General features: G+C 66.8%; 9 protein-coding genes and 1 tRNA gene. All 10 read left to right on the plus strand.

Annotated features, from left to right (window positions below; genetic code table 11):
* The first annotated feature begins 170 nt into the window (after positions 1-170).
* The 10 genes from AC07C1_RS12215 (at position 171) to AC07C1_RS12260 (ending at position 13742) form a co-directional block, all read left to right on the plus strand.
* A tRNA-Trp gene (locus AC07C1_RS12215) sits at positions 171-243 on the plus strand.
* 106 nt (positions 244-349) lie between these two features.
* Positions 350-634: a preprotein translocase subunit SecE gene (gene secE / locus AC07C1_RS12220; protein WP_478938619.1), complete on the plus strand. Its 285-nt coding sequence runs from the start codon at positions 350-352 to the stop codon at positions 632-634.
* An 80-nt stretch (positions 635-714) separates the two neighbouring features.
* Positions 715-1563: a transcription termination/antitermination protein NusG gene (gene nusG / locus AC07C1_RS12225; protein WP_478938620.1), complete on the plus strand. Its 849-nt coding sequence runs from the start codon at positions 715-717 to the stop codon at positions 1561-1563.
* 446 nt (positions 1564-2009) lie between these two features.
* Positions 2010-2444, plus strand: a complete 435-nt coding sequence (gene rplK, locus AC07C1_RS12230; protein ID WP_055515278.1) for a 50S ribosomal protein L11 — start codon at positions 2010-2012, stop codon at positions 2442-2444.
* Positions 2445-2541: 97 nt separating this feature from the next.
* Positions 2542-3267 (plus strand): 50S ribosomal protein L1, encoded by a 726-nt coding sequence (gene rplA, locus AC07C1_RS12235; RefSeq protein WP_403759842.1) that lies wholly within the window; start codon positions 2542-2544, stop codon positions 3265-3267.
* A gap of 165 nt (positions 3268-3432) precedes the next feature.
* Positions 3433-4344, plus strand: a complete 912-nt coding sequence (locus tag AC07C1_RS12240) for an SCO4651 family lipoprotein (RefSeq protein ID WP_478938621.1) — start codon at positions 3433-3435, stop codon at positions 4342-4344.
* Positions 4345-4656: 312 nt separating this feature from the next.
* Entirely contained in the window at positions 4657-5187 is a 531-nt protein-coding gene (rplJ, locus tag AC07C1_RS12245) for a 50S ribosomal protein L10 (protein WP_030046352.1), read from the plus strand.
* A gap of 117 nt (positions 5188-5304) precedes the next feature.
* Entirely contained in the window at positions 5305-5694 is a 390-nt protein-coding gene (rplL, locus tag AC07C1_RS12250; protein ID WP_478938622.1) for a 50S ribosomal protein L7/L12, read from the plus strand.
* A gap of 565 nt (positions 5695-6259) precedes the next feature.
* Entirely contained in the window at positions 6260-9745 is a 3486-nt protein-coding gene (gene rpoB, locus AC07C1_RS12255; RefSeq protein WP_478938623.1) for a DNA-directed RNA polymerase subunit beta, read from the plus strand.
* 97 nt (positions 9746-9842) lie between these two features.
* Complete coding sequence (locus AC07C1_RS12260; RefSeq protein ID WP_478938624.1) at positions 9843-13742, plus strand: DNA-directed RNA polymerase subunit beta'; 3900 nt, start codon at positions 9843-9845, stop codon at positions 13740-13742.
* Positions 13743-14067: the final 325 nt, after the last annotated feature.

Below are 14067 nucleotides of genomic sequence, written 5' to 3' on the forward strand. Positions count from 1 at the left end.
CGGCCGTCGGCCAGGACGATCTTCGGCGCGGCGGTCCTGGGCGGCCACTTTCTGTTCGACGCCGGGCCCCGGACCACGTACACTCTCACCTCGTTGGCCTTCAGCAGCCGCCACCGCAACGGGTACACACCGTGCACTCGGTCGGATGCGGTACGTTGGGGGACACACAAAGGGTCGTAGCTCAATTGGTAGAGCACCGGTCTCCAAAACCGGCGGTTGGGGGTTCAAGTCCCTCCGGCCCTGCTACACACACCGCCAGGATGTGTGCGCATGTACGTACAGCATTGCACCGCCGTGCGGCTCAGAAACCGGGCGCGGCACGGCCACGACCCGGGACCAGGTGAGGACAATGACGGACGCCGTGGGCTCCATCGACACGCCTGATGCCCAGGACGAGGTGCCCGAGTCCAAGAAGGCTCGCAAGGGCGGCAAGCGTGCCAAGAAGGGCCCGCTCCGGCGCCTGGCCACCTTCTACCGCCAGATCGTTGCGGAACTCCGCAAGGTCGTCTGGCCGACACGCAACCAGCTGACGTCGTACACCACTGTGGTGATCTTCTTCGTCGCCATCATGATCGCCCTGGTGACCGTGATTGACTATGGGCTCAACCACGCGGCCAAGTACGTCTTCGGCTGAGCCAAGAGCGAAGGGCGCCGTGGTACCGGCGCCCCTTTTCGCATGTTCCACCCCTATGTATCCAGGAAGAAGCAGCCATCGTGTCTGACCCGAACCTGAACGACGCCATCGAGCCGGACGAGACGGTGCACGACGAGCTCGACATCGTCGAAGGCGCGGATGAGCAGGACGAGTTCGAGGCTGCCGAGGCCGAGTCGGGCGAGCCGGCCGAAGAGGCCGCCCTGCACGTCGAGGACGAGGAAGGCGACGCCGAAGAGGGCGACGAGGAAGCCGTCGTCGCCGAGGCGCCCGAGGAGGAGCCGGCCGCGCCGGTCGACCCGATCGAGGCCCTGCGCCAGGAACTGCGCGCCCTGCCCGGCGAGTGGTACGTCATCCACACCTACGCCGGTTACGAGAACCGCGTGAAGACCAATCTGGAGCAGCGCGCCGTCTCGCTGAACGTCGAGGACTACATCTTCCAGGCCGAGGTGCCGCAGGAAGAGGTCGTCCAGATCAAGAACGGCGACCGCAAGACGATCAAGCAGAACAAGCTGCCGGGTTACGTCCTGGTCCGCATGGACCTGACCAACGAGTCGTGGGGTGTCGTCCGCAACACCCCCGGCGTCACCGGCTTCGTCGGCAACGCCTACGACCCGTATCCGCTGACCCTGGACGAGATCGTCAAGATGCTCGCCCCGGAGGCCGAGGAGAAGGCCGCCCGCGAGGCCGCGGAGGCCGAGGGCAAGCCCGCCCCGCAGCGCAAGGTCGAGGTCCAGGTGCTGGACTTCGAGGTCGGCGACTCGGTCACCGTCACCGACGGCCCGTTCGCCACGCTCCAGGCGACCATCAACGAGATCAACCCCGACTCCAAGAAGGTCAAGGGCCTGGTGGAGATCTTCGGCCGCGAGACGCCGGTCGAGCTCTCCTTCGACCAGATCCAGAAGAACTGAGCACACACCCCGAGGGCGCCCCGCCGGTGAAGACCGGGCCGGGGCGCTCTTGCCGTGTCCGGCCCACCGCCGGCGTTCCGCCGGCGGACCTGACGGCCGGTCTTCCGTTGTCACGCGCGCGGGGCCACGCCGAGGGTGACACCGTGGACGCGCGTCACGCGCCCGGAGAGTGGCGTTCACCGACGACCACCGGCCGGGGGCGCGTCGCCGCACTGCCCGCCGTGCCGGGCGTCCTGACCGGCTCGTAGGGCCGGCCGACGCCGCGCACGTGCTGCGCGACCGATGGCTCGGAGGCCCCGCGCAGGTGGTCTGACCTGGGCGATTTCTTGTCTTGAGGGCACACCGGCTATCGTTGTGCGGTATGCCATCTGTGGGATCTTGCCCCGATGGGCGCAGGTCGAAGGCGCGGATGGCAATCAACCTCTCAGTAAGGACCCGGAGAGAGCATGCCTCCCAAGAAGAAGAAGGTCACGGGGCTTATCAAGCTCCAGATCAACGCCGGCGCGGCGAACCCGGCCCCGCCGGTCGGCCCCGCGCTCGGTCAGCACGGCGTCAACATCATGGAGTTCTGCAAGGCCTACAACGCCGCGACCGAGTCGCAGCGTGGCTGGGTGATCCCGGTGGAGATCACGGTCTACGAGGACCGTTCCTTCACCTTCATCACCAAGACGCCGCCGGCCGCGAAGATGATCCTCAAGGCCGCTGGTGTCGAGAAGGGCTCCGGCGAGCCGCACAAGACCAAGGTCGCCAAGATCACCGAGGCGCAGGTCCGCGAGATCGCCCAGACCAAGCTGCCCGACCTGAACGCCAACGACCTGGACGCCGCGTCGAAGATCATCGCCGGCACCGCCCGCTCCATGGGCATCACGGTCGAGGGCTGAGCCCCATCCCCAGCAGTCACGCGGCCGTAGCCGGTCGCACGTGGCAGGGCCTGCTCGGCCCGTACCACGACTCCTTTCAGAACACACAGGAGCAGTTGTGAGCAAGCGCAGCAAGGCTCTCCGCGCTGCGGACGCCAAGATCGACCGGGAGAAGCTGTACGCCCCGCTCGAGGCCGTCCGTCTCGCCAAGGAGACCTCCACGACCAAGTTCGACGGCACCGTCGAGGTCGCCTTCCGTCTGGGTGTCGACCCGCGCAAGGCCGACCAGATGGTCCGTGGCACCGTGAACCTTCCGCACGGCACCGGTAAGACCGCCCGGGTCCTGGTCTTCGCGACCGGTGACCGTGCCGAGGCCGCGCGTGCCGCGGGCGCCGACATCGTCGGCGCCGACGAGCTGATCGACGAGGTGGCGAAGGGCCGTCTGGACTTCGACGCCGTCGTCGCCACCCCGGACCTCATGGGCAAGGTCGGCCGCCTCGGCCGCGTCCTCGGCCCGCGTGGTCTGATGCCGAACCCGAAGACCGGCACCGTGACCCCGGACACCGCCAAGGCTGTGACCGAGATCAAGGGCGGCAAGATCGAGTTCCGCGTCGACAAGCACTCGAACCTGCACTTCATCATCGGCAAGACGTCGTTCGACGACACCAAGCTGGTGGAGAACTACGGCGCCGCGCTGGAGGAGATCCTCCGTCTGAAGCCGTCCGCCGCCAAGGGTCGCTACATCAAGAAGGCCGCGATCAGCAGCACGATCGGCCCCGGCATCCCGGTCGACCCGAACCGCACCCGCAACCTCCTCGTCGAGGAGGACCCGGCCGCCGTCTGAGCCGTCCGCTCACCCCGGTAGCCGCGTCAGGTACGCGTAAGTAGAGGGCGGGCCCTGCAACCTTCCAGGTGCGGGGCCCGTCCTTTCTTTGTGCGACCTTTCATATGACTGTCGGTGGCCTGGGCTACGGTGCAGGCACAGGACTCGCATTAGGGGTGGGACTAGATGAAGAGCACGACCGTGCGCCGGATGGGCCTCTCGATCGCGGTGGTCGCCGCGCTGACGGGTGTGGCCGCCTGCGGCTCCTCGGACGGCGACAAGGGCGGCAAGGCGGCCGGCGGGGGTGCGATACACGTCAGCCCCATCGCGGCCCTGCGCTCCGCCGAGAAGTCCACCGACAAGGCCGACTCGGCCAAGGTGCGTTCCAGCACGTCCGTCGGCGACCTCATGTCGATGACCGCGAACGGCGCACTGACCTGGGGCGACGGCCTCAAGGGCAACCTCACCATCACGTACACCGGCGGCCAGATGGCCGAGATGATGAAGAAGGCCGGCACCTCGTCGATGGAGGCCCGGTATCTGCCGGACGCCTACTACGCGCACATGAGCGACACCTACGCCCAGCAGACGGGCGGCAAGCACTGGCTCAAGTACTCGTACGACGACCTCGCCAAGCTCGGCGGCGCCTCCGGTTCGTACATGAAGGACCAGATCCAGAACGCCACGCCGAACCAGTCCGTGAAGATGCTGCTGGCCTCCGGCGACGTCAGGAAGGTGGGCGAGGAGACCGTCTCCGGCGCCCACACCACGCACTACGCGGGCAGGGTGGACGTCGCCGACCTCGCCGGCAAGAGCAGCGACCTGAGCGCCGGCCAGCTGGCGGCCCTGAAGAAGCAGCTCAGCCAGGCGGGCGTCACCACCGACACCGTCGACATCTGGATCAACGACGAGAACCTGCTGGTCAAGAAGACCGAGAAGGCGGACACCGCCCACGGCACCATGGCCAACACCACGTACTACAGCGACTACGGAGTGAAGGTCACCGCCGAGGCGCCGCCGGCCGGCGACACCAAGGACTTCGCCGACCTGCTCAAGTCCGGCGGAACCGCGGCGGGGGGCACCGGCACCAGCTCCTGAGCCCGGCGACGCAGAGGGACCGGGGCGGCCTCCACGGCCCGATTTGCTCGACAGCGCCCCGGTCCCGTACTCTCCTACAGAAGCCAAAGACCGCTGGTCGTTGCCGTGCGCTCGCAGGAGGGCGCGGTGGCCGAAGGATCCGCTGAAAAGTGGACGACCCGCGCAGGTGACTGGAAGTACTCCCGGACAGACGCGTTCACGCGCGTTCGACCGGTCGAGTCCGCCCCGTGCGCCTGCGCCGGGGCGTTTCGTTTCCCCAGTCCTCCTTCGGGTCCGCGCGGTCAGAATCACCCGGAAGGAGGCCGAGGCTCTATGGCGAGGCCCGACAAGGCTGCCGCAGTGGCCGAGTTGACGGAGCAGTTCCGCAACTCCAACGCTGCCGTGCTGACCGAGTACCGCGGTCTCACCGTGGCGCAGCTCAAGACGCTGCGCCGGTCGCTCGGTGAGAACGCCCAGTACGCCGTGGTGAAGAACACGCTGACCAAGATTGCGGCCAACGAGGCCGGGATCACGACGCTGGACGACCTGTTCAACGGTCCGACGGCTGTCGCCTTCGTCACCGGTGACCCGGTGGAGTCGGCGAAGGGTCTCCGTGACTTCGCCAAGGACAACCCGAATCTCGTCATCAAGGGCGGTGTCCTTGAGGGCAAGGCCCTCTCCGCCGACGAGATCAAGAAGCTTGCGGACCTCGAGTCCCGCGAGGTTCTGCTCAGCAAGCTGGCCGGTGCCTTCAAGGCGAAGCAGTCCCAGGCTGCCTCCGTCTTCCAGGCGCTGCCCTCGAAGCTCGTCCGCACCGTGGACGCGCTCCGTGCCAAGCAGGCCGAGCAGGGCGGTGCCGAGTAATTCGGCTCGCTTTCTGATCCTGGCCGCATGACGCGGCGAGGGTCGCAGCGGGCCGACGTACGCCCGCCACATCCAGTACATCCCGGCACCTGCCGATTGAGTGGAAGGACCGCCATCATGGCGAAGCTCACCCAGGACGAGCTGCTTGCCCAGTTCGAGGAGATGACCCTCATCGAGCTCTCCGAGTTCGTGAAGGCCTTCGAGGACAAGTTCGACGTCACCGCCGCCGCTGCCGCCCCGGTCGTCGTGGCCGGCGCCGGCGCCGGCGCCGGTGCCGCCGAGGCCGAGGAGGAGAAGGACGAGTTCGACGTCATCCTCACCGGCGCCGGCGACAAGAAGATCCAGGTCATCAAGGTCGTGCGTGAGCTGACCTCGCTGGGTCTGAAGGAGGCCAAGGACCTCGTCGACGGCACCCCGAAGCCGGTCCTCGAGAAGGTCAACAAGGAAGCCGCCGAGAAGGCCGCCGAGTCCCTCAAGGCTGCCGGCGCCTCCGTCGAGGTCAAGTAAGACCTTCCGGGTTCGACGAACCCGACTGCACGCTGATTGCGGCCCCGTAGGGCTGTAACGCGAACGCACCGAAGAGCGATCATCCATCCGGGTGGTCGCTCTTCGGTGTATCCGGAGGACCGACCATGGCTGCCTTGCACTCGCCACGGCGAGGGGTATGGTGATCTTCGTCGTGTCTCCGGCCAGTCTCGTTTGGACTGAGGGGCCTTGACGAACCGCACGCAGCGCGCAATTCTCAGGACGCGTCGTCACAAGGATCCGAATCCGAGGCATGGATCGAGGACGAAGAGGGCAGTATCAACGTGCGTTGAGGGCAGCATGCCGAGGGCGTTGAGAAGAGCGGTGAGCACAACGAGGGTCGCGAAAAACCCGCGCTGGACATCAGTGTGCCAAGTGGCTACACTGACCCTTTGCGCTGCCTGTTAGCTGCCCCCTGCCCGTCACCAGGGGTCTGCCCTCACTCGAGCACCGATGACAAAGCTCCCTTGACCTGGGGTTTCTGTCTCTGTGTACGGGAGGGACCGGTACGCGCGTAGTGAGTCCGAGCCCTCGGAAGGACCCCCTCTTGGCCGCCTCGCGCACTGCCTCGACCGCGAATATGAACAACGGCGCCAGCACCGCCCCGCTGCGCATCTCTTTTGCAAAGATCAAGGAGCCCCTCGAGGTTCCGAACCTTCTTGCGCTCCAGACCGAGAGCTTCGACTGGCTGCTCGGCAACGACGCGTGGAAGGCTCGCGTCGAGGAGGCTCTGGAGAACGGTCAGGACGTCCCCACCAAGTCCGGTCTGGAGGAGATCTTCGAGGAGATCTCCCCGATCGAGGACTTCTCCGGGTCGATGTCGCTGACGTTCCGGGACCACCGCTTCGAGCCGCCGAAGAACTCGATCGACGAGTGCAAGGAGCGCGACTTCACGTACGCGGCTCCGCTCTTCGTCACCGCTGAGTTCACCAACAACGAGACCGGTGAGATCAAGTCCCAGACCGTCTTCATGGGCGACTTCCCGCTCATGACGAACAAGGGCACCTTCGTCATCAACGGCACCGAGCGTGTCGTTGTGTCTCAGCTGGTCCGTTCCCCCGGTGTCTACTTCGACTCCACCATCGACAAGACGTCCGACAAGGACATTTTCTCCGCCAAGATCATCCCGTCCCGGGGTGCCTGGCTGGAGATGGAGATCGACAAGCGCGACATGGTCGGTGTCCGTATCGACCGCAAGCGCAAGCAGTCGGTCACCGTGCTGCTGAAGGCTCTCGGCTGGACGACCGAGCAGATTCTCGAGGAGTTCGGCGAGTACGAGTCGATGCGCGCCACCCTGGAGAAGGACCACACCCAGGGCCAGGACGACGCGCTGCTCGACATCTACCGCAAGCTGCGTCCGGGCGAGCCCCCCACGCGTGAGGCCGCGCAGACGCTACTTGAGAACCTCTACTTCAACCCCAAGCGCTACGACCTGGCGAAGGTCGGCCGCTACAAGGTGAACAAGAAGCTCGGTGCGGACGAGCCGCTGGACGCCGGTGTGCTCACCACCGACGACATCATCGCCACCATCAAGTACCTGGTGAAGCTGCACGCCGGTGAGACCGAGACGCTCGGCGAGTCCGGCCGCTCGATCATCGTCGAGACCGACGACATCGACCACTTCGGCAACCGTCGTATCCGCAGCGTCGGCGAGCTGATCCAGAACCAGGTCCGTACGGGTCTCGCCCGTATGGAGCGGGTCGTGCGCGAGCGCATGACCACCCAGGACGTCGAGGCGATCACGCCGCAGACCCTGATCAACATCCGGCCGGTCGTCGCCTCCATCAAGGAGTTCTTCGGCACCAGCCAGCTGTCCCAGTTCATGGACCAGAACAACCCGCTGTCGGGTCTGACGCACAAGCGTCGTCTCAACGCGCTCGGCCCGGGTGGTCTCTCCCGTGAGCGGGCCGGCTTCGAGGTCCGTGACGTTCACCCGTCGCACTACGGCCGCATGTGCCCGATCGAGACGCCGGAAGGCCCGAACATCGGTCTGATCGGCTCGCTGGCCTCCTACGGCCGGGTCAACGCGTTCGGCTTCATCGAGACGCCGTACCGCAAGGTCGTCGAGGGCCAGGTCACCGACGAGGTCGACTACCTGACCGCCGACGAGGAGGACCGCTTCGTCATCGCGCAGGCCAACGCCACGCTCAACGACGACATGCGGTTCACCGAGGCCCGTGTCCTGGTCCGCCGCCGTGGCGGCGAGGTCGACTACGTCGCGCCCGACGACGTGGACTACATGGACGTCTCGCCGCGCCAGATGGTGTCGGTCGCGACCGCCATGATCCCCTTCCTCGAGCACGACGACGCCAACCGTGCCCTCATGGGCGCGAACATGATGCGTCAGGCCGTGCCCCTGATTAAGTCCGAGTCCCCGCTCGTCGGCACCGGCATGGAGTACCGCTCCGCCGTCGACGCCGGCGACGTGGTCAAGGCCGAGAAGGACGGTGTGGTCCAGGAGGTCTCCGCGGACTACATCACCACCGCCAACGACGACGGCACGTACATCACGTACCGCCTGGCCAAGTTCTCCCGGTCCAACCAGGGCACCTCGGTCAACCAGAAGGTCATCGTCAACGAGGGCGACCGGATCATCACGGGCCAGGTGCTCGCCGACGGCCCGGCCACCCAGAACGGCGAGATGGCCCTCGGCAAGAACCTGCTCGTGGCGTTCATGCCGTGGGAGGGTCACAACTACGAGGACGCGATCATCCTGTCGCAGCGCCTCGTGCAGGACGACGTCCTCTCCTCGATCCACATCGAGGAGCACGAGGTCGACGCCCGTGACACCAAGCTCGGCCCCGAGGAGATCACCCGGGACATCCCGAACGTCTCCGAGGAGGTCCTCGCCGACCTCGACGAGCGCGGCATCATCCGTATCGGTGCCGAGGTCGTCGCCGGCGACATCCTGGTCGGCAAGGTCACGCCCAAGGGTGAGACCGAGCTGACGCCGGAGGAGCGCCTGCTGCGCGCGATCTTCGGTGAGAAGGCCCGTGAGGTCCGTGACACCTCGCTGAAGGTGCCGCACGGCGAGATCGGCAAGATCATCGGCGTGCGCGTCTTCGACCGCGAGGAGGGCGACGAGCTTCCCCCGGGCGTGAACCAGCTGGTCCGCGTCTACGTCGCGCAGAAGCGCAAGATCACCGACGGTGACAAGCTCGCCGGCCGTCACGGCAACAAGGGTGTCATCTCGAAGATCCTGCCCATCGAGGACATGCCGTTCCTCGAGGACGGAACTCCGGTCGACATCATCCTCAACCCGCTGGGTGTGCCGTCCCGAATGAACCCGGGACAGGTCCTGGAGATCCACCTCGGCTGGCTCGCCAGCCGCGGCTGGGACGTCTCCGGCCTCGCCGACGAGTGGGCGCAGCGCCTGCAGGTCATCGGCGCCGACCAGGTCGCCCCGGGCACCAACGTCGCCACCCCGGTGTTCGACGGTGCGCGTGAGGACGAGCTGGCGGGTCTGCTGCAGCACACCATCCCGAACCGCGACGGCGAGCGCATGGTGCTCCCGTCCGGCAAGGCGCGGCTGTTCGACGGCCGTAGCGGTGAGCCGTTCCCGGACCCGATCTCGGTCGGCTACATGTACATCCTGAAGCTGCACCACCTGGTCGACGACAAGCTGCACGCCCGGTCGACCGGTCCGTACTCGATGATCACCCAGCAGCCGCTGGGTGGTAAGGCGCAGTTCGGTGGCCAGCGGTTCGGTGAGATGGAGGTGTGGGCCCTCGAGGCCTACGGCGCCGCGTACGCCCTCCAGGAGCTGCTGACCATCAAGTCCGACGACGTCACCGGCCGCGTGAAGGTCTACGAGGCCATCGTCAAGGGCGAGAACATCCCCGAGCCCGGCATCCCCGAGTCCTTCAAGGTCCTCATCAAGGAGATGCAGTCGCTCTGCCTCAACGTGGAGGTGCTGTCCAGCGACGGTATGTCCATCGAGATGCGTGACACCGACGAGGATGTCTTCCGCGCTGCGGAGGAGCTCGGTATCGACCTGTCCCGGCGCGAGCCGAGCAGCGTCGAAGAGGTCTGACGGGAGTCCGGCGGGGCCCTCACCCACAGGGCCCCGCCGACCCCCAGGCCCCCGTTTCAGACCACAGACTTACAACCCTGAGAGGGATTGACGCATAGTGCTCGACGTCAACTTCTTCGATGAGCTCCGGATCGGTCTGGCCACCGCTGACGACATCCGTCAGTGGAGCCACGGCGAGGTCAAGAAGCCCGAGACCATCAACTACCGCACCCTCAAGCCCGAGAAGGACGGACTCTTCTGCGAGAAGATCTTCGGTCCGACCCGGGACTGGGAGTGCTACTGCGGCAAGTACAAGCGCGTCCGCTTCAAGGGCATCATCTGCGAGCGCTGTGGCGTGGAGGTCACGCGCGCCAAGGTGCGTCGTGAGCGGATGGGCCACATCGAGCTTGCCGCGCCCGTCACGCACATCTGGTACTTCAAGGGTGTCCCGAGCCGCCTGGGCTACCTGCTCGACCTGGCTCCCAAGGACCTCGAGAAGGTCATCTACTTCGCCGCGTACATGATCACGTACGTGGACGAGGAGCGCCGTACCCGCGACCTGCCCTCCCTGGAGGCGCATGTCTCGGTCGAGCGCCAGCAGATCGAGAACCGCCGCGACGCCGACCTCGAGGCCCGCGCCAAGAAGCTCGAGACCGACCTGGCCGAGCTGGAGGCCGAGGGCGCCAAGGCCGACGTGCGCCGCAAGGTGCGCGAGGGTGCCGAGCGCGAGATGAAGCAGCTGCGCGACCGTGCGCAGCGCGAGATCGACCGTCTCGACGAGGTGTGGACCCGGTTCAAGAACCTCAAGGTCCAGGACCTCGAGGGCGACGAGCTGCTCTACCGCGAGCTGCGTGACCGCTTCGGCACGTACTTCGACGGTTCGATGGGTGCCGCGGCGCTGCAGAAGCGCCTGGAGTCCTTCGACCTCGACGAGGAGGCCGAGCGTCTCCGCGAGATCATCCGCACCGGCAAGGGCCAGAAGAAGACCCGTGCGCTGAAGCGGCTGAAGGTTGTGTCCGCCTTCCTGCAGACCTCCAACAGCCCCAAGGGCATGGTTCTCGACTGCGTTCCGGTCATCCCGCCGGACCTGCGTCCGATGGTGCAGCTGGACGGTGGCCGCTTCGCGACCTCCGACCTGAACGACCTGTACCGCCGTGTCATCAACCGCAACAACCGCCTGAAGCGGCTTCTCGACCTCGGCGCGCCCGAGATCATCGTGAACAACGAGAAGCGCATGCTCCAGGAGGCCGTCGACGCACTGTTCGACAACGGCCGCCGCGGCCGTCCGGTCACCGGTCCGGGCAACCGCCCGCTGAAGTCCCTCAGCGACATGCTGAAGGGCAAGCAGGGCCGCTTCCGTCAGAACCTGCTCGGCAAGCGAGTCGACTACTCGGCGCGTTCCGTCATCGTGGTCGGCCCGCAGCTGAAGCTGCACCAGTGCGGTCTGCCCAAGGCGATGGCGCTGGAGCTGTTCAAGCCGTTCGTGATGAAGCGCCTGGTCGACCTGAACCACGCGCAGAACATCAAGAGCGCCAAGCGCATGGTGGAGCGCGGCCGCACGGTCGTGTACGACGTCCTCGAAGAGGTCATCGCCGAGCACCCGGTGCTGCTGAACCGTGCTCCCACCCTGCACCGCCTCGGCATCCAGGCCTTCGAGCCGCAGCTGGTCGAGGGCAAGGCCATCCAGATCCACCCGCTCGTCTGCACCGCGTTCAACGCGGACTTCGACGGTGACCAGATGGCCGTGCACCTGCCGCTGTCCGCGGAGGCGCAGGCCGAGGCCCGCATCCTGATGCTGTCCTCGAACAACATCCTCAAGCCGGCCGACGGCCGCCCGGTGACGATGCCGACCCAGGACATGGTCCTCGGTCTGTTCTTCCTCACCACCGACGGCGAGCTGCGTGACACCAAGGGCGAGGGCCGCGCGTTCGGCTCCACGGCCGAGGCGATCATGGCGTTCGACGCCGGCGAGCTGGCGCTGCAGTCGCCGATCGACATCCGCTTCCCGGTGGGCACCATCCCGCCGCGCGGCTGGATGCCGCCGGCGCGCGAGGAGGGCGAGCCCGAGTGGCAGCAGGGTGACTCGTTCCGCCTGCGCACCACCCTGGGCCGCGCGCTCTTCAACGAGCTGCTGCCCGAGGACTACCCGTTCGTCGACTACTCGGTGGGCAAGAAGCAGCTCTCCGAGATCGTCAACGACCTGGCCGAGCGCTACCCCAAGGTCATCGTGGCGGCGACGCTCGACAACCTGAAGGCGGCCGGCTTCTACTGGGCGACCCGTTCCGGTGTCACCGTGGCCATCTCCGACGTCGTCGTTCCCGAGGCGAAGAAGGAGATCGTCAAGGGTTACGAGGCGCAGGACGAGAAGGTCCAGAAGCAGTACGAGCGCGGTCTGATCACCAAGGAAGAGCGCACGCAGGAGCTCATCGCGATCTGGACCAAGGCGACCAACGAGGTCGCCGAGGCGATGAACGAGAACTTCCCCAAGACGAACCCCATCTTCATGATGGTTGACTCGGGTGCCCGAGGAAACATGATGCAGATGCGGCAGATCGCCGGTATGCGTGGTCTGGTGTCGAACGCGAAGAACGAGACCATCCCGCGTCCGATCAAGGCCTCGTTCCGTGAGGGCCTGTCCGTGCTGGAGTACTTCATCTCCACGCACGGTGCCCGTAAGGGTCTGGCGGACACCGCCCTGCGTACCGCCGACTCGGGTTACCTCACCCGTCGTCTGGTCGACGTCTCCCAGGACGTCATCATCCGCGAGGAGGACTGCGGCACCGACCGCGGCCTCAAGCTCAAGATCGCGGAGCGGGGCGCGGACGGTGTGCTGCGCAAGACGGACGACGTCGAGACGTCCGTGTACGCGCGCTGCCTCGCCGAGGACATCGTGGTCGACGGCCAGGTGCTGGCCCCGGCCGGCACCGACCTGGGCGACGTCCTCATCGAGGAGCTCGTCGGCCGTGGCGTCGAGGAGGTCAAGACCCGCTCGGTCCTGACCTGCGAGTCCGCCGTCGGTACCTGCGCGATGTGCTACGGCCGTTCGCTCGCCACCGGCAAGCTGGTCGACATCGGTGAGGCGGTCGGCATCATCGCCGCCCAGTCCATCGGTGAGCCCGGTACCCAGCTGACGATGCGTACCTTCCACACCGGTGGTGTGGCCGGTGACGACATCACCCAGGGTCTGCCCCGTGTCGTCGAGCTCTTCGAGGCCCGTACCCCGAAGGGTGTCGCCCCGATCTCCGAGGCCTCCGGCCGCGTGCGGATCGAGGAGACCGAGAAGACCAAGAAGCTCGTCGTCACCCCGGACGACGGCAGCGACGAGACGGCGTTCCCGATCTCGAAGCGCGCCAAGGTCCTGGTCCGCGACGGCGACCACGTCGAGGTGGGCCAGCAGCTCACCGTGGGTGCCACCAACCCGCACGACGTGCTGCGCATCCTGGGTCAGCGTGCCGTCCAGGTCCACCTGGTCGGCGAGGTCCAGAAGGTCTACAACTCGCAGGGTGTGTCGATCCACGACAAGCACATCGAGATCATCATCCGGCAGATGCTCCGCCGCGTGACGATCATCGAGTCGGGCGACGCCGAGCTGCTGCCCGGCGAGCTGGTCGAGCGCTCGAAGTTCGAGACCGAGAACCGTCGTGTGGTCCAGGAGGGCGGTCACCCGGCCTCCGGTCGTCCGCAGCTGATGGGTATCACCAAGGCCTCGCTGGCGACGGAGTCCTGGCTGTCGGCCGCCTCCTTCCAGGAGACGACCCGAGTTCTGACGGACGCGGCGATCAACGCCAAGTCCGACAGCCTCATCGGCCTCAAGGAGAACGTCATCATCGGTAAGCTCATCCCGGCCGGTACGGGTCTGTCCCGCTACCGCAACATCCGGGTCGAGCCGACCGAGGAGGCCAAGGCCGCGATGTACTCGGCCGTCGGCTACGACGACATCGACTACTCGCCGTTCGGCACCGGCTCCGGCCAGGCCGTTCCGCTGGAGGACTACGACTACGGTCCGTACAACCAGTAAGCGGGCAGCTTGAGTCGAAGGGCGGTCACTCCGTTGGGGGTGGCCGCCCTTCGGCGTTGCCGGCCACCGGCGGGCTGGTGGAAAGCCGCCAGGGGCCCTGGCGGGGTGCCGGCGGCGTCGCGGGGCGCCCGACCGGCCGCGGAGTGCCCTGCGGGCACTGGGGGCCCGTGAGCGCCCCACAGGCGGAGGGAGGCCGGGGCTGGGCATGCCAGGTGGGGCGGAAAAGCGGCGTGCCTGGAGATCGACAGCCGTCGATTTGAAGATCACGTAGGGCACGTGGGCTTGACATGGCCCGCAGGGCGAGGCGGGGGAGTCCCATTTGTTT

This window comes from Streptomyces sp. NPDC045022 (assembly GCF_056432605.1).

Bases quoted from the DNA above. Each gene is read 5' to 3' on its own strand.
- secE (WP_478938619.1), top strand. From the start codon at position 350: ATGACGGACGCCGTGGGCTCCATCGACACGCCTGATGCCCAGGACGAG.
- rplK (WP_055515278.1), top strand. From the start codon at position 2,010: ATGCCTCCCAAGAAGAAGAAGGTCACGGGGCTTATCAAGCTCCAGATC.
- AC07C1_RS12240 (WP_478938621.1), top strand. From the start codon at position 3,433: ATGAAGAGCACGACCGTGCGCCGGATGGGCCTCTCGATCGCGGTGGTC.
- rplJ (WP_030046352.1), top strand. From the start codon at position 4,657: ATGGCGAGGCCCGACAAGGCTGCCGCAGTGGCCGAGTTGACGGAGCAG.
- rplL (WP_478938622.1), top strand. From the start codon at position 5,305: ATGGCGAAGCTCACCCAGGACGAGCTGCTTGCCCAGTTCGAGGAGATG.